The sequence below is a fragment of the Gayadomonas joobiniege G7 genome (assembly GCF_000300815.1).
Taxonomy (GTDB): domain Bacteria; phylum Pseudomonadota; class Gammaproteobacteria; order Enterobacterales; family Alteromonadaceae; genus Catenovulum; species Catenovulum joobiniege.
In genome coordinates this window covers 592,221-615,076 of record NZ_AMRX01000006.1, presented here as the reverse complement: position 1 = coordinate 615,076, position 22,856 = coordinate 592,221, and the positions used below count along the sequence as shown (strand labels likewise).

Genomic DNA, 22,856 nt, shown 5'->3' with positions numbered 1-22,856 from the left:
GGATCTGCCCCCGTTATTCTACGGGGGTATTTGTTTTTGTCTGATCTTAAATCTAATTCTTTGGCTTTATTAAAATCTGTTTATCCAGCCGACTATTATTTATTACGCAGTCGATTCTTTAAAATTGATAAAATCAACAATGCCGACAAAAAAGCGTCAGCGTTAGAAAAATGGCTCACTCAAGTTGAACGTTCGGCTGACTATAAAAAACAGCGTTTAGCCAATCGCCCACGCCCCGAATACCCTGATTTACCGGTGAGCGAAAAAAAACAAACAATCATTGATGCAATTGAACAGAATCAGGTTGTGATTATCGCTGGTGAAACAGGATCGGGTAAAACAACTCAATTACCTAAACTTTGTTTGGACGCCGGACGTGGTTTGAATGGACAAATTGCCCATACACAGCCCCGCCGGTTGGCTGCACGTAGTGTCGCCAGCAGAATCGCCGAAGAGCTTAAAACTGAACTTGGTCAAGATGTGGGTTTTAAAATTCGATTTAGCGATCAAAGTAGCCGGGATTCTTACATAAAGCTGATGACAGATGGTATTTTATTAGCTGAAATTCAACAAGATAGATTTTTGAATCAATATGATACCATCATCATAGATGAAGCGCATGAGCGCAGTCTCAACATAGATTTTATTTTGGGTTATCTGAAACAGCTCTTGCCAAAGCGCCCCGAACTAAAATTAATTATTACCTCAGCAACCATTGATGTAGAGCGTTTTTCAAAACACTTTAATCATGCCCCTGTCATTGAGGTATCCGGTCGTACTTACCCAGTAGAAGTAAGATATCGGCCGATAAATGATGAAAGCAACCCCGATAGAGACCAGCTCGAAGCAATTTATGACGCAGTGAACGAACTTTCCCGTGAAGGGCCCGGCGACATTCTCATTTTTATGAATGGTGAACGAGAAATCAGAGATACAGCTGAAGGATTAAATAAATTAAAACTTAAAAGCACTGAAGTATTACCACTATATGCGCGCCTTTCTGCCAGTGAACAAAACCGAGTGTTTGCGCCGCATACTGGCCGTCGAATTGTACTTGCTACCAATGTCGCCGAAACCTCGTTGACAGTGCCGGGGATACGTTACGTGATAGATCCGGGTACTGCTCGTATCTCACGTTATAGCGCCAGAACCAAAGTCCAGCGCTTACCAATAGAAAACATTTCACAAGCCAGCGCTAACCAGAGAGCAGGGCGCTGTGGACGGGTTGCAGCAGGTATCTGTATTCGATTATACGAAGAAGATGACTTTATCAACAGACCCGAGTTTACCGACCCTGAGATTTTAAGAACCAACCTAGCGTCGGTAATTTTGCAAATGCATGCCTTGGGACTCGGTGACATCGAGCGTTTTCCATTTATTCAGCCGCCAGATAACAGAGCCATCAATGACGGTATTTTATTACTGCAAGAGATAGGTGCACTCAATCCAGAGGCGAAAAAACAAAAAGCGAGCCTAACCGATGCAGGTCGAGCGGTGGCAAGGTTACCTGTTGATCCAAGACTTGGGAAGATGGTGCTCACAGCTCATAAACTTGGATGTTTGTATCAAGTTATAATCATAGTGGCTGGATTAAGCATTCAAGATCCAAGAGAACGCCCAGCAGATAAAAAACAAGCCGCTGATGAGCAACATAAAAGATTTGATGATAAAGACTCAGATTTTGTCAGTTACCTTAATTTATGGAATTATTTGCAGGACCTTGCAGATGATAATTCGCGGAATCAATTTAGAAAAATATGTAAAAATGAGTTTTTAAACTATTTAAGAATACGCGAATGGCAAGACATTGTTTATCAGTTGACAGAGTCAACAAAAGAGCTTGGATGGAAACTAAGCGAGCAAGAAGCGTCATATGAACAGCTACATAGGGCGCTTACCTCGGGTTTGTTAAGTCACATCGGTCAAAAAGATAATCAACAAGGCTATCTTGGAGCTAGGAATAGCAAGTTTGTTATTTTTCCGGGTTCGGCACTGTCTAAAACTAAAGCCAAATGGATTATCGCCGCTGAGCTTGTTGAAACCAGCCGTTTGTTTGCCCGTACCGTTGCCAAGGTCGAGCCCCAATGGATTGAAGACAATGCTCAGCACTTGGTTAAGCGTCAATATGATGAGCCACATTGGGAAAAAAAACGTGGCTCAGTCGTTGCCTTCGAAAAACAGATCCTATACGGCTTACCGATAGTTTTAAAGCGCCGTGTTCAATATGGCAAAATTGATCCTGCGGTAAGTCGCCAGATATTTATTCGTGAAGCTTTAGTAAATCAGCAGATCAATTTAAAAGCAGAGTTTTTACTTCATAATCAAACTCTAATTGAAAGCATAGAAACTTTAGAAGCTAAATCTCGTCGCCGTGACATCCTAGCCGATGACGAAGAGCTATTTGCTTTTTATGATGAGCGTATTGCACCTCATGTGGTAGATACAGTCAGTTTTAAAAAATGGTGGCAACAACAAAAAGACAAAACACTGCTCAGAATGACAGAGCAGGATTTGATGAAACATGAAGCTAATCAGGTAACAGCCACAGATTTTCCAGATACCTGGCGACAAGGTAATTTAACGCTGCCGCTTGAATATGTGTTTGAGCCTAGCCAATCAGCTGACGGAATCAATTTAATGATTCCACTTGCGTTGTTAAACCAAGTTGAAGACCAAGGCTTTGATTGGTCGGTGCCTGGCTATCGATTAGAGCTTGCAACCGCCTTAATAAAATCGCTGCCAAAAGTTTTGCGGAAAAACTTTGTGCCCGCACCTGATTTTGCAAGTGCGGCGTTAGCGGCGATTAACGAGCAAGACGCTAGTTTTACTCAAGCATTATCTCATCAATTGTTGCGAATGACGGGCGTACGATTATCGGATGATGATTGGGATTGGCAACAAGTTCCTCAGCACCTTAGGATTAATTTCAAAATCTTAAACGAACAGGGTGAGGTGATAAAAGTTGGCAAGTCGTTAGAAAATATTAAAGCTGAACTGCAAGGAAAAATATCGGATACGCTAACCCAAGTTGCGGAAAAAGGTATTGAACGTGAACAGATCACTGATTGGGATTTTGCGAAGTTAGAAAAAGAGTACAGTAAAAAACAAGCGGGTTATCAAATTAAAGCATTTCCTGCATTGGTAGATGATAAAAATTCAGTATCAATTAAGCTATTTGATAGCCAAAAGCAGGCACAATGGTCTATGCTAGCAGGAGTAACTAGGCTGCTTTATTTAAATTTGCCATCACCACGTAGTTATTTACAAGATAAGTTGCCAAATAAAGCAAAACTGAGTCTTTATTTTAATCCTTTTGGTCAAATAAAAGACTTAATCGACGACTGTGTGTTAGCAACAATAACGGATAATTTATTAACGTTTGAGGAGATACCTCGAACCGAAGAGGCCTTTAAACGAGCGCGCGAGCAATTACGCGGCGAATTGGCTGAACGAGTATTAAATGTAGCCATTCAAGTTGAGAAAATTTTAACGATTTGCCACCAAATAAACAAAAAACTAAAAGGCAAAACCAGTTTTGATTTAGTACAAGCTCAAGCTGAAATTAAACACCAAGTTGAGCAATTAGTGTTTAAAGGTTTTGTAACTCGGTTTGGGGTTGCTAAACTAAAAGATATTGAGCGTTATTTACAGGCGCTGTTAAAAAGGTTAGAAAAATTGCCGGTTGATCCTGTCAGAGATAGATTAAATCAGGCACAATTTGATAAAGTTGCGGGTGACTATAAAAAAAGGCTCGCAGCGTCATTAAAGTCTGGTCCGCAAGATGAAACACTAGAAACTTTGCGGTGGATGTTGGAAGAGTATAAAGTATCCTTATTTGCGCAACAATTAGGCACTAAAATACCGATATCAGCAAAAAGGATCACGCAGTATTTGCATGACGCAAAAAAACAAGGCCTGTTATAACCTATAACCAGGCTAATAAATTTCGTGTAATTTTAAGTCCGGCTTCAGCCCTTAGGAGTGTTTATGATAGGCCAAGATGATCAGCGTTCGTATTACCGTATGATGGTAAATGCGGATTGTCGACTTGTAGTAGAACATCCAGTGACACCAGAAGAGTTTACCGCAACATGTCGCGATTTAAGTACGACCGGTATGGCCGTAGAAACAGAGCAGCCAATAGATATCGGGCGAACTGTCTCTGTTAATATCGCATCTGCCAGTGAGCAAATTCCGCCGTTGCAAGCACGTGGTAAAGTTTTACGTTCAACCAAAGAATCTTCTGATGTATACCTGATAGGTATTGAGATTTTTGATTTGAAATAAACAGCTAATGAGTTTCTGTAAAAGAAGCTTAATGATCATTATATTATTGCTGTTTTGCAGTAATACATTTGCTGTTAGTTTCCGCTGTAAAACGGGGAAATTTGTGCAAACGTCTGACAGCAAAAGCGACGTTATTAAAAACTGTGGCCAACCGATCAGTAAAAGTTTACACAAACAAAAAGTTTGGGATGGCCACCGATATCGTTCGCAAACTTGCCAGATCTGGGTTTATAAACCCAACAAATATCAATATTTTAGACATGTATATTTGTGTAACAATCGAGTGATTAAAATTGAAAAAGGGCGCCGAAATTAACCCCTTGTAAAAAAAGAATGTTGTTTCAAATATGGAACTTTAGAGGTAACATAATTTAAATTGCTAACAACCGCTCAGATTTTAATTTAGAAGCGACAGTTGTTTTTTGTTTTTTTCGATTTTGTCGCCGAACCGACCAAATCAAACTCTTTTGCGACATTATGCCTGATATAGATAGCCTCTCAAATATTTTTACACAAACCTTAGAGCAAGCCGTGGATGGAGTTGTAGTTATCGACTCTAAAAACAATATTATTTTATTCAATGAATCCGCTGAGCGCCTTTGGGGATTTAAAAAGCACGAAGTATTAGGCCAAAATGTAAAAATACTTGTACCAGATGCTATAAAACCGAACCATGATCACTATATTAATAATAACCGAAAAAGCGGTATCAATAAGATTGTTGGGACCAGTCGAGACATTGAATTTTTTGCTAAAGATGGCAGTAAAAAGTGGGGGTCTTTTTCGATCTCAAAAGTTGAAGTTAATGGCAAGATTTTATACACCGCCTTTATAAAAGACGTGACTGAACTAGTAAAACAAAAAAAGCGCATCGAGATGATGTCTTTGGTCACAGATAAATCAGACAACGCTATTTTTATTACAGACAAAGATTGGAAGATTATATATATTAATCAAGGCTTTACTCGATTACTTGGTTATCAGGAAGCGGAAGTATTGGGGCTGACACCCACACAAATATTGGCCCGTCATATTGCTACTGATTCTGTGACTTCGTTGCGTGAAAGGTTAAGCACAGGACAAGCCCTTAAAATTGATGAGTTAATAAATACCAAAGACGACCGAGAAATATGGTGTTCTATCATGTCTAATCCGGTATTTAACGAGGATAAAACGCTAAGTAACACGGTTACTATTTTATCAGAAATTACGACCACAAAATTACACCAAGTGTTGCATCGTCAAATATTAACGGCCATAGCAAACGACCAAGCACTCGAAGTCATCATGGAACTGGCATGCCGCGAAGTTGTCAAGATGTGCCACAATATTATTCCGGTGATTTTCAAAGTAGATGAACAACAAAGGTTGCAAGTTTTAGCTTCGTTAAAACTTCCAAAACCTTTTAAGAGTGTTTTAAATGGTCTTAAAATTGCCGACAACACAGGCTCAGCCGCAACTGCGGCTTTTCGTGGTGAAGCTGTATTTGTACACGAAATTTTAGCCGATCATTTATGGTTAGAATATAAAAATGAGCTGCAACGTTCGAATATTCAAAGCTGTTGGTCTTTGCCAATAATTGGCAAAGATGGCCAATCCGTAGGCGTTATATCTTTTTATAACCAAGTTCAAACACCATTAACTGAGATTGAATACACATTAGGTGAAGTGTTAGCACCATTATGCGGGTTAGCGATTGAGCGTGAAGCACATCGACAAAGTATTCGTCAATTAGCGTATTACGACAGCTTAACTCAATTACCAAATCGCAGTTTATTGCATGCAGAAGCAGAGCATGCTTTGCGTTCAGCTTCACAGGGTAAAACCTCGTTAGCAGTACTTTTTATTGATTTAGATCGGTTTAAACAAATTAATGATAGTTTTGGTCACCCGGAAGGTGATAAATTTTTACAAGAAATTGCATTTAGAATTAAATCTAAGTGCAAAAACGAAGATTTTTGTGGCCGTTTGTCCGGTGACGAATTTGTGGTTATTTGTAAAAATAAAACCGGCGAAACCTTAAATAACTTTATTGAAGAGCTAAGGTTAGCCATTGTTGCGCCGTACCAAACTGAAACATTTAAAGTTGTTGGTTCGGCAAGTATCGGTGTCAGTGTGTATCCAACTGATGGCGGCGATATAGGGACATTGATTCACCGAGCTGATATGGCAATGTACCAGGCAAAAACTTCTGGTAAAGGTCGCTTTGCATTTTTTAGTCATGAATTAAATCAACTCGCACAAGAGCGACAAGAGTTAGAGCTGGATCTGCAAAGTGCGATAGAAAACGATCTTTTAGAGTTGGTATACCAACCACAGATAAATATGAAAGATGGCAGCTTATACGGTGTTGAAGCTTTGTCGCGCTGGGTGCATCCTAAATTTGGTCCTGTGTCACCAGCTAAATTTATCCCGCTCGCAGAAGAATGCGGATTAATCGGTGATTTAACAAGGTGGGCTTTGCAAACCGCTTGTCGGCAAATGGCTATTTGGCGGGACAAAGCTATAAAAATTCCGACTGTCTCTGTTAATTTATCACCCATTAATTTTCATAGCTTAGATCTATGCGATTTAATTATGTCTGAGCTTAAAAAGTACAACCTTAAAGCGAAAGATTTAACCTTAGAATTAACAGAGGGTGTTTTATTAGATACTAATCCAAATACCATGAAAATTCTGCACGATATTCATGATAAAGGCGTGGGTTTTTCGATTGATGATTTTGGTACCGGTTATTCTGGTTTAAGTTATTTAAAAAAGATCCCGTTAAAAGAACTCAAACTAGATAGAAGTTTTGTAACTGATTTAAAAGGCAGTGAAACTAACCAGGCATTGAGCCGCGCAGTCATTCAGATTGGTAGTAGTCTAGATTTAGACGTTGTTGCGGAAGGCATCGAAAATAGTGACCAATATAATATTTTAAAACAACAAGGTTACCATGTAGCTCAGGGATATTTATTTTCTAAGCCATTAAGCCCAACAGAAATTGAGGTTTGGCTTAATAATACCACGGCTCAATAAGGTATATTCGTTAGATACTCAAACATCCGATAATGTATATTATGTTAAATTGAATGTAAGTTAACGTATTCCGCTATCATATTTTGTAGTTAGCTCCGTCACTCTGTCGCATTTATCCTTTTAGAGACACATTTATTATATTTGCGCCAAGCGATTTTTAAGGGATTTACCATAGGTTCTGCTCACCTTAAGCTGTTTACCATTTTGTAGTTCTAACATATATTCGCAATTACGCAGCGGTGTAAGTTGTTTAATTAGATTTAAGTTTACTATGGTTGATTTATGGATCCGCATAAAATAATCGGGTAACTGATCAATTAAACTTTTTAATCTTGCTCTCATAATATGTGTTTTTTCATTACTATGAACACACATATAGTCGCCAGCGGCATCAATCCACTCTATGTCTGCAAATGGCACCATATGAATCGGATTCGCGCCGTCTTCTATCATGAGTTTTTGCTGATCCGCTTGTGCGCTCATTTTGGCTGCTGTGTTACTTTTATCATCTATCTGCTTAAAGACGGAAATGATTTCGCTTTTTTGTTTAGCGGTTTGCTGTTTAATTCGAATGATAGTTTCAGCCAAACGATCAAGTTTTACTGGTTTAAGTAAATAATCTATTGCTCTAACTTCAAACGCTTTAACCGCGTGCTGGTGATATGCAGTGACAAAAACGATCGCTGGCATTTGATCACCTTGCAATTGGGCAACTAAATCAAAACCGTTTTGTTTGGGCATTTCTATATCTAAAAATATTAATTCTGGTGGATTCGTATTAATGCTTTGAATGGCGGCTTGCACACTGCCAACTTGATCTGTGATTTGGATCTCGTCGAATGATTCAAGACGAATCGCTAAACCTTCTAACGCGCTAGGTTCATCATCGACTAATAAGGTTTTTATTTTTTGCATAACACCACTCTTATCCAGTATTCGTTTGCACCGGAATTTTAATGATTAATAAAGCGCCGCCGTGTGGCCCATTGTTTAGCGACAATTGGTATTGTTTTGGATAAATAATATTTAATCTATCTTCACTATTTTTTAGTCCAATGCCAAAATCCGAGGTAGTTAAATTTTCTTTAAAACCACAACCATTATCAGACACTTGAATCACTAACTGCTCGTTTAGAATAGTAAAATCAACATTGATGGCATATTGCTTTTGGTCTAATTGAATACCATGTTTTATCGAGTTTTCAACTAACGGCTGCAATAAAAGCGATGGCACTAAACATTTTTGAGTCTCTGGAGTCGCTTTAATAGTGACCTTGAGTTTGTCTTTAAAACGACATTTTTCAATCTCACAATAATTGTTTAAAACTTGGATCTCTTCGTCAACAGTGACTTTAGCCAGTGGATCTGTATACAAGCTATAGCGTAACAAATCACAGAGTTTTTCTAACATATCTACCGCGTGTAGATTATTTTTTTGCAGTATCAGGGTGCAGATGGCATTAATGCTATTAAACATGAAATGTGGGTTTAATTGATATCTAAGCATTTTTAACTGGGATTCTTTGGCTAAATTAATTGCTTCAGCCGCTTTTTTTTGCTGCTCTACCCCTTTTAAATAAGCTTTAATCGCGTAATAAAAACCAGACCAAGTTGACAGCATAGTCAGCGATGCCAGGTTCCAAGTTCCAAAATCAAACCAAGTCATTTTGGCGTTCGGGTCCTGATATAACCAAGTTAAACTAGACCATTTAAACTGAGTCCATAATAAACAAGCAATCACAATGCAAAAAATATGAATTGGAATGCTCAAAGCTGTTGGAAAATGCTCTATCGTTTTAAAAATTTCTCGCAAAAACAGCGTCATGAGAAAGCCGGCGCAGGTATCTAAAAACAAATGTGGGATATGAATATGCCACGGCTCAGCACTCGGCAATTTGATCATGACTTCGGTTAGTAACGCATAAACCAGCCAGCCAGAGGTTTGGCATAACCAAAATAAATTAAGTTGTCGATTTTTAGCAGTCACTCTATCATTTACCTTAGCTAAATTAAAAATCGGTATGACACAAAAAGGGTTAAGGCGGTGAGCCATTAACCCTTTTTGATAAACAAACATTATTTAAAGATACCTTAGTTTGTTTGGCAGTTTACCTTATTTGTTGGCTGCTCTGGCAATTCGTTATGTATTTTTACATTCGCAATTGCAAACGCAAATGGCTTGGCGGTGCTAACGGTTAAAATATCATTCAGTTTTCTCAAAGTTTTCGCTTGTTTGACACAGCCAATGGCCACATTTAGCGTCTGCCAGCGTCCTTTCTCTTGCTCACTTAAAGATTGTGTGAGGTCATGTGACTGCAAACAGGTATCTTGTTGGCAAAAGAGCGAGAGCTTTACCTGACCTTGCGGCTTGTTATCTAAACGAATATCTAACGATAAAAGGCTATCTGCGGTGATTTGCTTGCTTATATCCCCATTCTCGGCTGAATAGCTTAGCGCGATTTTTCCTTCATTGTCTGTTGGCCAAATAAAACGTCTAGCATCTTCTTGATAAGCTAAATTCACCGACTGCATTTGCACACTGGTATCATCTGGGCTAGTCCCTGATGGCGCATTAATCTGCGCATTTTGCCACTGCGAAGCCGCATTTTTATTGCTTAACGACCAAATCAATCCATCGGCTAAGTTACGTTCAAATAAAGCAAAATGACCCTGAGATTTAGGTCCGGCTTTCACACGATTAGCTTCTGGCAGTTGAGCTAATTCTTGATTATCTTGGTATGTTAAACCATAACCGTAGGCAAATAAGGGATCGTAATTTTTGTCTTTATAATTTAATACATATTGGTCGTCATATTTAGGCCAAGAAAAACTTAACTTACCGCTAAAGTCATAGTTTATTTCACCGTTTGCTTTTTGCAGGATGACATCCGCAACCCCTTGTCCTTCAGAGCCTGGTAGCCAAGCAGCAACAAAAGCATCGGATTGATTAATTTCTTTATTCATCCATAGCGGTCGCCCGCCTAAATAAATAGTCACAACCGGTATATCTTGCTGTTGTAAACGCTTAAGCAAAGCGAGGTCTTTTTTAGTTTTTTCTTGGTATTCAATCCGTTGAATATCACCAAACCATTCTGCATAAGGCGGCTCACCGATGACAACAATAGCTGCGTTTGGTTGTTGTTTGAATTGTCCATCAATTGCCAACTCAACTTGCCCGCCGGCACTATGCACCGCTTTTTTTATACCCTGGTATATCGATGTTGCATTTGGGAAATCCGCATTGGTGTTATCGGTACCTTGCCAAGAAACGCTCCATCCGCCTGCTTGTTTTGCAATATCGTTTGCGCCATCGCCAGCGACTAAAATATTTTGTGTCGGTGACAATGGTAAAATATTGCGATTATTTTTTAATAGCACTAATGATTTACGCACGGCTTCGCGCGACAAATCTTTATGTTCTTTGCTATTAAAACTGTTTTTGATTTCTGCCGTAATACGGCTTGAAGGTTCATCTTTTTCAAACAGTCCCCAGCGCACTTTTGCTCTCAATAGGCGTCGCACTGCGTCGTTTACGCGCGTAATTGGTATTACGCCTTGTTTCACTTGGGCTATGGTATTGTGGTAAAAAGCTTCAAAATGTTCAGGTACCATAATTACATCCACACCGGCATTAATGGCACCCGCGCACTGCTCTAAATCGCAGCCGTCTACAAATTTATGCGCATTCCAATCGCTAACAACAAAACCATCAAATCCCATTTGCCCTTTTAACACATCGGTTAGTAAGTATTTATGGCCATGTAGGCGTTTTCCTTGCCAGCTGTTAAATGATGCCATAACGGATTGTACGCCAGCTTCAATGGCTGAAAAATACCCAGCGGCGTGGATATCGCGCAAGTCCGCTTCAGAAACTAAGGTATCTCCGCGGTCGATCCCATTTTGAGTACCACCATCACCAACAAAGTGTTTTGCAGTCGCAATTCTATGGTAACCAGCTAAAAAGTCGTGCTGAATATCACCTTGAATACCGGCCACCATTTCACCAGCGTAAGCGCGAACAATGGCGGGATCTTCTGAATAACTTTCGTAGGTACGCCCCCAGCGATCGTCCCGAACAACAGCAACCGTTGGTGCAAAACTCCATTCTATGCCAGTGGCGGCGACTTCTTTGGCTGTGGCTTGACCAATCTTTTTAATTAGCGCGGGATCATTTGCAGCGCCCAACCCTATATTGTGAGGAAACAAGGTCGCACCGTACACATTGCTATGTCCGTGCATGGCGTCCGTTCCCCAAATAGTTGGAATTTTACTACCATCAATCGAATCATCAATCGATGCATAATACATTTCGTCAGCATATTTTAACCAGGTTTCTGGCGTTGCTTGTTTGTCATTATAAGGTGCGGTATTACCACCGTTTAAATAAGAACCAAACCCGTATTTACGCATTTGATCAACCGAAAGATACGCAATTTCAGGTTGTACCATTTGTGCAACTTTTTGCGCTAACGTCATCTGGTTTAATAACTCAGTGACCTTTTTTTCAACGGCAGGGTCTCGTTTAAGTTGCGTATTGGCGTGAGGCCACAAGGTTTTCTGCTGCGCAATCGCGCTACCCGTTAATAAGCTAATGGTTAAACTTATTGCTGTAATCGTTTGTTTTTTCATAAAAATTCTTTAATTCTTTTCACGCTGAGACCCGAGTGATAAACAGACACTCGGGCATGAGAGGAAGGTGACTAATGATTAAAAGTTGAAACCAGCACGTAAGCCGTAATATCTAGGCATGGCATAACTGCCTTTGGGGAATCCTTTACTGGTATTACTCCAGTGCTGAATTAACTCGTCAGTGGCGTTATTTACAAATGCCTCTAAATACCAAGTTTCGCTTTTAGGTTGGTATTTGACTGACGCGTTTACCGTTGTAAACGCATCTCGGCTGTCGTCAACGTATTGAATGGCTTCGTCAGACACAGAAAAATCCATATTATTTACATGTTTATCTAAGTTCCATAAGGTTAGATAAGATTTATCTTTCCAGTTGACGTTCAACCAAGTATGGATATCGCCGTATTCATTTAAATTAAAGCTATGGGTGTAACTTACATTTAATGTAAATTTAGGCGTCATTGCCATTTCGTTGCCTTTCAAGTTAGTGGTTAACCTTGTATTTTCAGGATCGATAGACTCTTCGTACGTTAAATCAAATAGATATTCTGAGTCATAATCCCATTTAGTGATCCAATCCTCTGTCACTTTAGCATCGGTCCAAGTGGCATACCCTGTTACTCTGCCTGCTGGATACGGTTTCCAATCAAATTCTAGCTCTATGCCTTTAATTGTCGCACCTGGCACGTTTTGTGTGTAATAAGCGATCACGGGTTGGTTTTGATAATCTAAAATAGGCTCGCCATTTTCGTCTAAAATTGGACGCCCCTCGTCATCTTCTACTTCGCCTAATCGTTCAACATTACCAATAGAACCAACTGACGCGTATTGCATGTTTGAATAGTCGGTATAGAAAAAGGTGCTTTGTAGATTTAACGAGTTGTCAAAAAAGCTAGATTTAGCGCCAATTTCCCAAGTTAATACTTCTTCCGGATCGAACTGAGTTTCAAAACGCTGAACTTCACCGGTGCGGTCGTTAACAACTTCAAATACGTCACCAATACCGCCGGCTTTAAAACCTGAAGCTAAATAGGAGTAAACCATAGTTTGCGCCGATACATCATAGTCTAAGCCTATTCTGTAGTCGTGATGGCTCCAGCTGCCTTTATTATCATTTTCAAAATATGACTCATAGATACTGGGATCATTAAAATAGTCTGTATCTAAAGCATTTAGTTCACTACGGGCAAACCAGCCTGGGGCGCAGCCACCGGCATTAGAACATCGATACGTACGGCCGCCTTTGTCTTCTTTGGTTTCATCGCTATACCTATACCCAAGCGTTAAACCTAAGCGGTCGCTTAACTTATAAGTGCCTTGGCCAAATAGTGCAAAAGCGTCTGTTGAGCGATCCGGTTGATCCCAAAAGGCTTTATCGTCCATTGGATTATCATAATAGCCGACAGTTGTGGTTTGCTCATGAAATAAGTTAACCCCGGCAATCCAAACAAAATCGCCATATTCAGATGACTGTAACTGGATTTCGGTCGAGTAAGATTCTGCCCCTGTGCCGTCTAAAAAGTATGTTGCACCATCCCAAACATCTAAACCGACTTCAGAATCTTGTGCTGATTCACGCTCCATGTTTTCATAACCTAATAACCAAACTAAACTCAAGTCGTCAGTTAATTCATAATTAAATATATTGCGTAAATAAGTGATATCCAGATTCAGTTTACCCGGTACATTTACCACAGCCTGAAAAGTATCATCAGACGGTAAAAAGTTATTGCAATCACCGCCAAGCTCAGCCGGCCGACCGCTCAGCTTCTCACAATTGACCATATCAACACTACCGGCACTATTATTTTTATATTTTTGCATAATAGTTAAGTTAGACATGCCAAGATCAATCGAATCCCACAATGCACTTACCCGAAACGAATATTCGTTAGCATTGCCATAAAAATCGGCGGGATCAGCTGGTGTTAACGCACGTACTTTTTGCGCTTCTGGATCTGTACCCGCTGCATCTATCCACCAGTTTTCGCGTTGTGTTAAAGTGTCGCCAACGCCCTGATATGAATCTTCAGAAATAACAGGTGCTGATAAAACTTCATCCGACAACCAGCGAGAATCATACTGATTAGGATCCCAATAACCATCAACATAGGAGTCGCGTTTTAAATACTTACCCGAAACCCGAACTGCAAATTCATCAGTAATAGGTAAGTTAAAAAAGCCGCCAGCGCTGTTTGCATTATAGTTGCCCAATTCTAAGTCTAATTTGCCTGACTTTCCTGAAAAATTGGGTTTAGCAGAAATGACATTAATGCTACCCACAGTTGAGTTACGGCCAAATAAAGTACCTTGTGGACCACGCAAGGCCTCAACTCGCTCCACATCATACATTAGTGCTAACGCTCCTTGCATGCGTGGAGAATATATACCATCTAAATGGACACCGACGGCAGGGTCACCTAGTTCGGTCGTATTAGTTGAGCGCACACCACGCATCGAGATAACTGGGGTCGACTGCTCTGCGGCAACCGAAATATCTAAACCAGGTACTAAACTGCCCATGTCTTTAATATTTTTGATGCCGGTTTGATCGAGTTTTTCTTGGCTGAAAGCAGAGATCGCGACCGGAGTTTCCATCAGCTTAGTTTTACGTTTGGTTGCTGTAACTGAAATCACTTCGAGCGAATTTTCATTCGTTTGTTCTTCATTTATTTGGGAAGGTTCGGCCGCAAACGCGGGCATCACCACACTCATCGAGATAGCTATAGAAAGTGTTTTTAATTTAAACATGTATATCGCACCTTGTGACAGAATTGTTGTTTATTACCTTTGATTAACATTTTAATTGCACAAAAGCGCTATATCTATCCACATACGATAAGAGGGTTATCAGGTACGGTAAAGCGAATATTTAGCTTTAAAGCACTCGCGCTTTAACTGCGCGAGTGATAGTTTTGAGAGAACGAATGAGATCAGTTTAATTAAAATTGATAGCGCATTTCACTGACATAGCGCTCACCGGGTTTCAGTTCTGTTGAATCAAATTGTGGCTGGTTCGGTGCGTCTGGTACATGTTGAGGTTCGATGCAAAAGGCACCACGTTCATTAAAAACCTCACCGTTATGGCTGTTAATATTATTTATCCAATTGGCGGTATAAAACTGGAACCCTGGCTCTGTGGTATAAATTTTAATTTCGCGACCCGAGCTTGGCTCGCTAGCATGAGCCGCTAATTTAAGCTCACCAACTGGCCCCTCTAATACATAATTGTGATCATAGCCGCTGCCGATTTTTATTTGCTCATCGTCAGCATCAATATCCTGCCCTATCTTTTTACTTTGAGTAAAATCAAATGGGGTATTTTTAATGTTTTTGACTTCACCTGTCGGTATTTGTTGGGTATTCAATGGAGTTATTTTGTATGTTGGGATGTTTAGAGTGTGATTTAAAACATCACCACGACCCGCTAAATTAAAATAACTATGGTTTGTTAAGTTTATGATGGTGGTTTTATCTGTTGTCGCTGAATATTTAATAATTAATTGATTGTCATTCGTTAAGTGGTATTCACACGTCAGCTCTAAACGGCCCGGGTAACCTTGATCTCCGTCTGGACTGATAGTTTTTAATATAACACCGGCACAATTTTCATTGTTGAATGTTTCACCCGTCCATACTTTTTTATCAAATCCGGATACACCACCATGCAAATGGTTTTCACCGTTATTAACATCAAAGGTATATTTAACACCATCAATGTAACATTGACCGTTGGCAATACGGTTTCCATAACGACCTATGGTCGCCCCTAAATAAAACGGGTTAGTCTGATATTCTTCCAGTGTTTTGTAACCAAGAACAATCGAGCCGAATTGACCATTTTTATCGGCTGTTTTTAAATCTTGTAAGATAGCGCCAAATTCAATAATAGTGGCTTCTGTACCTTGGGCATTTTTTAGCACAAATTGATGAATTTTTTGTCCATCAGGTAAGGTGCCAAACAAACTTCGTTCGATTGTTGGTTGCTGTACTGTCATTGCGTGTCCTTAACACTAAAATATGAATATCGAGGCAGTATACCTGATTGAAAGGCTGGCTTGAATTTTTTGTTAAAGAGGTATGGGCTTTAGGCAAAACGAGTCATACAGACAAGAGATTGAACGCCGGAAATTTGCAAAACACAGAATAAAAATTTAGCCTAACTGAAAGCTAACAAGCTTAGAGAAATAAATATTAAAATATTTATAATGTTAACTAACCAAGATAATTAGAATTTTAATAATGAGCATTCAGTACAGCGTAAATTTTAATGAAGCAAATAAGCATATTTTTAAAATAAAAATAGCTATCCCCAAGCACGAACAGTCAGTGTTGAATTTATCCTTACCCGCCTGGATACCTGGCTCATACATGATCCGTGATTTTTCTAAAAATATTATTAATTTGAGTGCCAAAAAAGGCAGCGAAGCACTAACAATAAAGCTTATCGATAAGCAAAACTGGTCTATTCATACTGGTGGTGAAGCATTCACCATTGAATATCAGGTTTATGCGTTTGACAGTTCAGTAAGAACCGCTTATTTAGATCAAAATAGAGCGTTTTTTAATGGCACTAGCTTATTTATTTGTGTGAATGAATTTCAACACCAAAAGCATAAAGTTGAGCTACTAGCGCCTAATTTTACTGATAATTGGAAGGTTGCTACTGGTTTACAAAGAGCAACAGAAACATCGGTTTATAGCTTTGGTCAATATTACAGTGATGATTATGCTGAATTGATTGATTGTCCAGTTGAAATTGGTGATTTTACACATCTGGAATTTGAGGTATCAGGCACACCACATTATTTAATATTAAACGGTAAACACTACGCCGATACTAAGCGAGTGGTTAACGATGTTATTAAGCTTTGTCAGCACCATATCGATTTATTTGAACAAAAAACGGGCGGTACCCCTCCTTTTAAAGAATACTGGTTTTTAACAAACATTCTGCCAAGCGGTTTTGGTGGATTAGAGCATAAAAACTCTACAGCATTGTTATGTTCAACCTTTGATTTTCCAAACGTCAATAAACCAAATGAATTATCAGATGGATATAAAACTTTTTTAAGTTTGGTTTCACACGAATATTTTCATAACTGGAACGTCTGCAGAATAAAACCCGAAGAATTCGTACCGTATCCTTTAAACAGTGAAAGTTACACTAAACAATTATGGGCGTTTGAAGGCATTACTTCTTATTATGATGATTTTAGCTTGTTCAGAACTGGCATTATATCGTTTGAAGATTATTTAAAACTTAAAAGCCAAACAATAAGCCGTGTAAACCGAGGCAAGGGTCAGCTAAAACAAAATTTAATTGAGTCGAGTTTTTATACATGGACAAAGTTTTATCAACAAGGACCTGATGCGGTTAATAATATCGTTAGTTATTATACCAAAGGCTCGTTATTGGCTTTATGGCTTGATTTAACGATTCGTAAGGTGACAAACGCAACTAAATCTTTAGATGATGTTATGCGTCTTTTATGGGCTGATTTTGTAAATAAAGGGGCTGAGTATAAAGGCACGCAATTAAATACAATAATTGATATTGTAAATGGCCTTATTTCATCGGATACGTTTGGTGCTCATTCAACTCAGATTCAAGAAACCTTTTATAAGTTATTAAATGACAAAACCCCTATCCCATTAACTGAGCTATTAGCAGATTTTGGTGTTGAACTAAAACAAGTCCCTTCTAAAGCGACATCATTATTAGAAACTTCATCAGATGCACATAACCCTTATCTTGGTTTTATGTTTAAAGAATCAAAACTCGGTATTGAAGTGATGCAAGTGCTAGAGGACTCCCCAGCCGAAAAAGCAGGTATTAGCGTTCAGGACAATATTATTGCAATTGATAATATTGTAGTGAGTAAAAGCAACTTTGCGAATGTCGTTAATAATCTGGCGTTGAACCAAGAGTATACGGTTTTTTATATTAGAAATGGTGAATTATTTAACTCAGTCATTCAGCTAAGTGACGCGGTTAACGAACTTAGCCAAATGACGGTTATTGATGAATCTGCGACCACGGCCTGGAAAAAAGTCACAGCAAGTTAACTGGCTTTAATTAGGTTCAGGGTATTGCCTTTTGTTGTAAAATCATAATGCGTACCCTGTTCACAATCTATTTTGTCTTGGCCTACAGTCGATTTTTTACGCAATAAATAATACTCTTGCATGGTTTGAGTTGAGGACAGGTCTTTATCGTATTTAACATACATTTTGATATCTTTTGGATGACTAAACCAATGGCGATAAGTCTTTTGAATGGTTAAACTCTTCCACTCAGAGCTATCTGCCCAGCGATAAGTTAATTTGATGGGAGCGCTTGTTTTATTATGTAAACATACAACGTAGCGCACACCATTTACAGGGTTGATACTCACCTGGTTTGGTTTTAACCATGCCACTGTTTTATCGGGACGACGAATTTTAATTAGATTTTTTGTTCTATCAACTCGAATAATGCTGACAGTTCCTATACCAGGTTCATCCACTAAATACACAGCATCGCCGACATCATAAGCAGAAATACCTGACGGTACACTTGTATTTGTATTGCTGGAATTGGTGGTTTCATTAGCCGACTTTTTATTTAAAAATTCGATGTGAGCTAGCACACGTTGCGCTTCACTCGCGCCAACTTTGTTATATTGTTTTCCATTACTGGTTTTGTTTTCATTGATTAACGACACTAGTTGTTTGCGAGAAGTCACTTTAGTGCCAGACTTAGCCTGTATCCAAGTAAAACCACGCTCTTCGCCTAAAAATGTAAATGCAAAATATGAATATTTACGATTGATACCCGTACCTGACGTTTTAAACGCTAAATAGTCGCCTACCTTCATGGAGCCATCATGATAGAGTTTATAAAAATAATGCGCGTTGGGTTTGGTTTTTGTGCTCATTTTTACTTTACGCACAGCAACCATAGAGTTAAAAACATTAAGCGCTATATATTCATTGGTGGCCGAGTTTTTAAAAACATGTTTGCCCGACTTAAAAAATTGAGTGGGTTTATATTCTTGCATCCCCGAATGAAGATTGTATTCGGATTCATAATCACAGCCTGTCAGTAAGCTACAGGTGATCAATATCAATAAAAAAGCAATACGCATACCAAGTCCTTTTATCTAATTTTTTTAACATAATAGAACTTGGTTAAAAATTAATCAAGAGCGTAAGGGGCAAATTAATGTTTAATTTTTATGACCACCTTCAACCACCCAGTAGGCTGGATCCAAACGAACGTTATACCAGTTGATACGCCAGTCTAAATGAGGACCTGTCGCCCGGCCACTAGCCCCTATTTCAGCAATTTTATCCCCTTGTTTAACCATTTGACCTTCTTTAACTGTCAGCTTAGATAAGTGAATAAAAGTTGAGGTAAAACCATAACCATGATCCAAAATCATAGTCCCGCCAGAATAATACATATCAGGGTGTGCTAACCTGACAATACCGTTCGCCGGCGCCACCACAGGATCACCCTTGGGTGCTGCGATATCTAAACCATAATGTGGTCTTTTGGGCGTTCCATTAAAATAACGCTGACTACCATATACACCGGAAATACGTCCTTTGGCTGGCCAAATAAAATCTGTTAAAAAAAACGTTTGCTCGCTAAAGTGATTACGAGCAGCATAAATTTGACCATTTTCCTGCCGTATCCGAGTTAATACAGACTCAGGAGGCGTTACGGTTTTTTGAGGGACCCCTTCGATACGGTCAATTTGATATTCGCGTTGTTTTATCGGCAGAGATTTTGATAAAAGCTCACCATTTTTATAATTTATCGTCAGCTCGGCTGTCGGGCCAGCATCACGCGAAAAGCCGGCAATAAAAAAACCATCTTGGGTACAGTGTCCCGCTTGTGCTTTTTCCGCATTAACTTCTTTTATTTTATAACTTTGACAGTTTTTTGCTTGTGCTTTTAAAAAGCCGCCTTGCGTTAAGTTTTGAGCTAAAACCCGATAATCCTGTGCGCAAAGTTTTGGTGCAAAAAATAAAACCCCTACCAGGCTAATAGCCAGAGTACGCATGTTAAGCTCCTGTTTGTGCAATGGCTCCTTTCGAAACCCCTTCAAACGCCAGTACTTTAAAATGGCTACGCGGCGATTGCGCTTGCATAGTTTCAAGCATAAATTCAGCAAGACATTCGACTGTTGAGTCTCTGTCGATTACATCGCTGATCGACTTAGCACACACCAACTTAAAATCGCCTTGGCTGGCTGTATAAGAAAAAGCCAGATAATTATCTGGATTTAAATCCTGCTGTTCACAAAAATGGTTCAACAGATCTGAATCTAAATCAGATTCGCTTCCAATATAAATATCTTGCCAACGTTTAGCCCAATACTCCTGCCATTGGCGGCTCGGTTTGCCATCTTCTTCAACAATCACTTTAGATCTGTGACCATGTACAATGCGCTGACAGTTACCATCATGATGTTTAAGACCATGGCTATAATGGTAATATTCAGAATCTATCTTTTCTGCACGTAGATTAAAGATAACGTCTTCAACGTTATCTGGCATATGACGCATTATAGTTGCGCGCAACAATGGCAAAACACTATAAATATCAATTCGGTCGGTTGGTAAAAAACAATAAGCGTTAGGCGGTGCAGACATATAGATGGTTTCTAAATCGTCCGTGCGGTAAATAACATCTAGATTATCGCCATTTAATTTTTTTTCTTTCAAGGCTGGCGAATCTTCGCCAATATGCAGCTTATGATCAAACTCTTGATCAATAATAGATTTTATCTGGCTTTTGACCACACCAAAATCTAATACCATTTTTTGCTCGTTTAAACTTCCGATCAGCGACACATCCACTATCCAGCTTTCGCCAACAATACCGCGATTAGCGTCCAGATAAGAAAAATCGATAACCGTTAAATCATTTACAAATAAGTGCATGTAGCCCTGATACTAATTCAAAAATAAAAAGCTATTATAAACAGATTTCCCCCAGCCATACAGTAGCCGAGGGAAATTTAGCTAAAACAAACTAACCTCTGCTTGCAAGATAATCTGAACGCGCTGTTTTTAGCGTATCACTAATGTTAAAAGCCATCTCTAACACCTGATTTTGGTTTAATCTTGGGTCACATTGGGTTTCATAACGGCGTTCCAAATCCTGTGCCGAAATTTTATAAGCGCCCCCTGTACATTCGGTGACATCTAACCCTGTCATCTCCAAGTGAATACCACCGGCATAGGTGCCTTCGCTACGGTGAACTGCAAAAAACGCCTGAATTTCGCGTAAAATCGCATTAAAATCACGCGTTTTATAACCATTGTCTGTTTTTACCGTATTGCCGTGCATGGGATCACTAATCCAAACGACGTTACGCCCTTCTTGTTTAACCCGTTTCACTAATTCTGGTAACTTACCGGCAAGATTGTCAGCGCCCATCCGAGTGATCAAAGTTAAACGGCCGGGTTTGTTTGATGGATTTAGTGCATCAATCAATTTAATTAACTCATCTGGTTGCATGCCGGGCCCAACTTTTACGCCGATTGGATTATTAATACCACGGAAAAACTCAATATGCGCGTGATCAAGCTGACGTGTCCGTTCTCCAATCCAAACCATATGCGCTGAGCAGTCGTACCATAAACCCGTTAAGGTATCACGACGGGTTAAAGCTTCTTCGTAATTCAATAATAATGCTTCGTGCGAAGTGAAAAGTTCGGTTTCTTTTATCGATGGCGTATTTGCTGGGTTGATGCCACAAACTTCCATAAAACCCAACGCCTCTTGAATACGCATTGCCACATCATGATATTTTTCACTAACCGGAGAATTTTTTACAAAGTCTAAGTTCCAGCGGTTTACTTCATGTAAATCCGCTAACCCCCCTTGTGCAAAAGCACGCAATAGGTTCAATGTTGCAGACGACTGATGATAAGCTTTAATCAAATTTTCAGGGTTAGGAATACGAGCCGCTTCAGTAAACTCAAATCCATTAATAATGTCACCGCGATAGCTAGGCAGTGAGATGCCATCACGCGTTTCCATATCATCAGATCTCGGTTTAGCATACTGACCCGCCATACGTGCCACCTTAACAATCGGACACTTACCACTAAAGGTTAAAACCACAGCCATCTGTAATAAAGTTTTAAAGGTATCACGTATTTTGGGGGCATTAAAATCAGCAAAAGATTCGGCACAATCGCCGCCTTGCAGCAAAAATGCATCACCACGAGAAACCCCTGCCAGATGTTGCTCTAATGCGCGTGCTTCGGCCGCAAACACCAGAGGTGGGAAACTGCTTAATTGTTTTTCTACCTCAGCTACCTGCTCTGCATCTGGGTATTTAGGTTGTTGCACTATCGGAAAATTGCGCCATGAGTTAGGAGACCAATTTGTCACTCTATTTACCTGCCTTTAATTCATTTAATCTATTTCAAGAAAGCTGTTCAAGCAGCCCATGAGAAGCATCTTCTACTAAATCCAATACATATTCAAATCCTTTGCTGCCGCCATAATAAGGATCCGGTACTTCGTCTACGTCTGGATAGTTTTTTGCAAACTCCAAAAACATCACAATCTTATAATGATATTGTGGATCAGCTTGGTCTATTAAGTCTTGGTAATTTTGTCGATCCATTGGCAAAATCAAATCAAAGTGCTCAAAGTCTTCCGCAACGACTGGCCGTGCACTAATCGAAGAAAAATCATAACCGCGTTGCTCCCCTGCTGATTTTGCTCTTTTGTCTGGTTTAGCCCCCGTATGGTAACCAGCTGTTCCAGCCGAATCAATTTGTATGTTGGGAAGTTTACTTTGGGCCAATTGCCTAAATACTGCATGGGCAGTTGGAGAACGGCAAATATTACCTAAACAAACAAATAATATTGAATTCACGTATTTTAACTCAGGTTTTGACATCTT

General features: G+C 39.5%; 15 protein-coding genes. 5 read left to right on the top strand and 10 right to left on the bottom strand.

Going from position 1 to position 22,856, the window contains the following annotated elements:
• Positions 1–30: 30 nt before the first annotated feature.
• From hrpA to C727_RS0109975, 4 genes are all read left to right on the top strand, one after another.
• Positions 31–3,924: an ATP-dependent RNA helicase HrpA gene (gene hrpA / locus C727_RS0109995; RefSeq protein WP_017445499.1), complete on the top strand. Its 3,894-nt coding sequence runs from the start codon at positions 31–33 to the stop codon at positions 3,922–3,924.
• A 63-nt stretch (positions 3,925–3,987) separates the two neighbouring features.
• The gene (locus tag C727_RS0109990; protein WP_017445498.1) at positions 3,988–4,287 is read left to right on the top strand and encodes a PilZ domain-containing protein; all 300 of its coding nucleotides are present in this window, start codon (positions 3,988–3,990) and stop codon (positions 4,285–4,287) included.
• Positions 4,288–4,294: 7 nt separating this feature from the next.
• The gene (locus tag C727_RS19990; RefSeq protein WP_081579203.1) at positions 4,295–4,603 is read left to right on the top strand and encodes a DUF2845 domain-containing protein; all 309 of its coding nucleotides are present in this window, start codon (positions 4,295–4,297) and stop codon (positions 4,601–4,603) included.
• Between the two features lie 161 nt (positions 4,604–4,764).
• Complete coding sequence (locus C727_RS0109975; protein WP_017445495.1) at positions 4,765–7,308, top strand: EAL domain-containing protein; 2,544 nt, start codon at positions 4,765–4,767, stop codon at positions 7,306–7,308.
• A gap of 135 nt (positions 7,309–7,443) precedes the next feature.
• Here the strand turns inward: C727_RS0109975 and C727_RS0109970 are convergent, their stop codons facing one another.
• The 5 genes from C727_RS0109970 to C727_RS0109950 all read right to left on the bottom strand — a co-directional run bounded on the left by C727_RS0109970 (position 7,444) and on the right by C727_RS0109950 (position 15,935).
• Positions 7,444–8,223 carry a LytR/AlgR family response regulator transcription factor gene (locus C727_RS0109970; RefSeq protein ID WP_017445494.1) on the bottom strand — a complete coding sequence of 260 codons (780 nt, stop codon included), beginning with the start codon at positions 8,221–8,223 and terminating at the stop codon, positions 7,444–7,446.
• Positions 8,224–8,233: 10 nt separating this feature from the next.
• Entirely contained in the window at positions 8,234–9,385 is a 1,152-nt protein-coding gene (locus tag C727_RS0109965; protein ID WP_017445493.1) for a sensor histidine kinase, read from the bottom strand.
• Positions 9,386–9,399: 14 nt separating this feature from the next.
• Positions 9,400–11,937, bottom strand: coding sequence for a glycoside hydrolase family 3 protein (locus tag C727_RS0109960; RefSeq protein ID WP_017445492.1), 2,538 nt, complete (start codon positions 11,935–11,937; stop codon positions 9,400–9,402).
• Between the two features lie 78 nt (positions 11,938–12,015).
• A complete protein-coding gene (locus C727_RS0109955) occupies positions 12,016–14,688 on the bottom strand; it encodes a TonB-dependent receptor (protein WP_017445491.1) in 2,673 nt (890 codons plus the stop codon).
• A gap of 191 nt (positions 14,689–14,879) precedes the next feature.
• Positions 14,880–15,935 carry an aldose epimerase family protein gene (locus tag C727_RS0109950; protein ID WP_017445490.1) on the bottom strand — a complete coding sequence of 352 codons (1,056 nt, stop codon included), beginning with the start codon at positions 15,933–15,935 and terminating at the stop codon, positions 14,880–14,882.
• A gap of 244 nt (positions 15,936–16,179) precedes the next feature.
• Here C727_RS0109950 and C727_RS0109945 point away from each other — a divergent pair, with 244 nt between their 5' ends.
• The gene (locus C727_RS0109945) at positions 16,180–18,006 is read left to right on the top strand and encodes a M61 family metallopeptidase (protein ID WP_017445489.1); all 1,827 of its coding nucleotides are present in this window, start codon (positions 16,180–16,182) and stop codon (positions 18,004–18,006) included.
• Here the strand turns inward: C727_RS0109945 and C727_RS0109940 are convergent.
• From C727_RS0109940 to C727_RS0109920, 5 genes are all read right to left on the bottom strand, one after another.
• Positions 18,003–19,067 (bottom strand): hypothetical protein, encoded by a 1,065-nt coding sequence (locus C727_RS0109940; RefSeq protein ID WP_017445488.1) that lies wholly within the window; start codon positions 19,065–19,067, stop codon positions 18,003–18,005. The two genes, C727_RS0109945 and C727_RS0109940, sit on opposite strands and share 4 nt — an antisense overlap.
• Before the next feature lie 81 nt (positions 19,068–19,148).
• Entirely contained in the window at positions 19,149–19,991 is an 843-nt protein-coding gene (locus C727_RS0109935) for a M23 family metallopeptidase (RefSeq protein ID WP_017445487.1), read from the bottom strand.
• 1 nt (position 19,992) lies between these two features.
• A complete protein-coding gene (locus tag C727_RS0109930; protein WP_017445486.1) occupies positions 19,993–20,874 on the bottom strand; it encodes a 6-carboxytetrahydropterin synthase in 882 nt (293 codons plus the stop codon).
• A gap of 91 nt (positions 20,875–20,965) precedes the next feature.
• Positions 20,966–22,336 (bottom strand): class II 3-deoxy-7-phosphoheptulonate synthase, encoded by a 1,371-nt coding sequence (locus C727_RS0109925; protein WP_017445485.1) that lies wholly within the window; start codon positions 22,334–22,336, stop codon positions 20,966–20,968.
• 34 nt (positions 22,337–22,370) lie between these two features.
• Positions 22,371–22,853: a low molecular weight protein-tyrosine-phosphatase gene (locus tag C727_RS0109920; protein ID WP_017445484.1), complete on the bottom strand. Its 483-nt coding sequence runs from the start codon at positions 22,851–22,853 to the stop codon at positions 22,371–22,373.
• Positions 22,854–22,856 lie beyond the last annotated feature (3 nt).

Coding starts and splice junctions, on each gene's coding strand:
- C727_RS0109960 (WP_017445492.1), bottom strand. CDS start 11,937: ATGAAAAAACAAACGATTACAGCAATAAGTTTAACCATTAGCTTATTA.
- C727_RS0109930 (WP_017445486.1), bottom strand. CDS start 20,874: ATGCACTTATTTGTAAATGATTTAACGGTTATCGATTTTTCTTATCTG.
- C727_RS0109920 (WP_017445484.1), bottom strand. CDS start 22,853: ATGTCAAAACCTGAGTTAAAATACGTGAATTCAATATTATTTGTTTGT.
- C727_RS0109990 (WP_017445498.1), top strand. CDS start 3,988: ATGATAGGCCAAGATGATCAGCGTTCGTATTACCGTATGATGGTAAAT.
- C727_RS0109970 (WP_017445494.1), bottom strand. CDS start 8,223: ATGCAAAAAATAAAAACCTTATTAGTCGATGATGAACCTAGCGCGTTA.
- C727_RS19990 (WP_081579203.1), top strand. CDS start 4,295: ATGAGTTTCTGTAAAAGAAGCTTAATGATCATTATATTATTGCTGTTT.
- C727_RS0109945 (WP_017445489.1), top strand. CDS start 16,180: ATGAGCATTCAGTACAGCGTAAATTTTAATGAAGCAAATAAGCATATT.
- C727_RS0109935 (WP_017445487.1), bottom strand. CDS start 19,991: ATGCGTACTCTGGCTATTAGCCTGGTAGGGGTTTTATTTTTTGCACCA.
- C727_RS0109950 (WP_017445490.1), bottom strand. CDS start 15,935: ATGACAGTACAGCAACCAACAATCGAACGAAGTTTGTTTGGCACCTTA.
- C727_RS0109940 (WP_017445488.1), bottom strand. CDS start 19,067: ATGCGTATTGCTTTTTTATTGATATTGATCACCTGTAGCTTACTGACA.
- C727_RS0109965 (WP_017445493.1), bottom strand. CDS start 9,385: ATGTTTGTTTATCAAAAAGGGTTAATGGCTCACCGCCTTAACCCTTTT.
- C727_RS0109955 (WP_017445491.1), bottom strand. CDS start 14,688: ATGTTTAAATTAAAAACACTTTCTATAGCTATCTCGATGAGTGTGGTG.
- C727_RS0109975 (WP_017445495.1), top strand. CDS start 4,765: ATGCCTGATATAGATAGCCTCTCAAATATTTTTACACAAACCTTAGAG.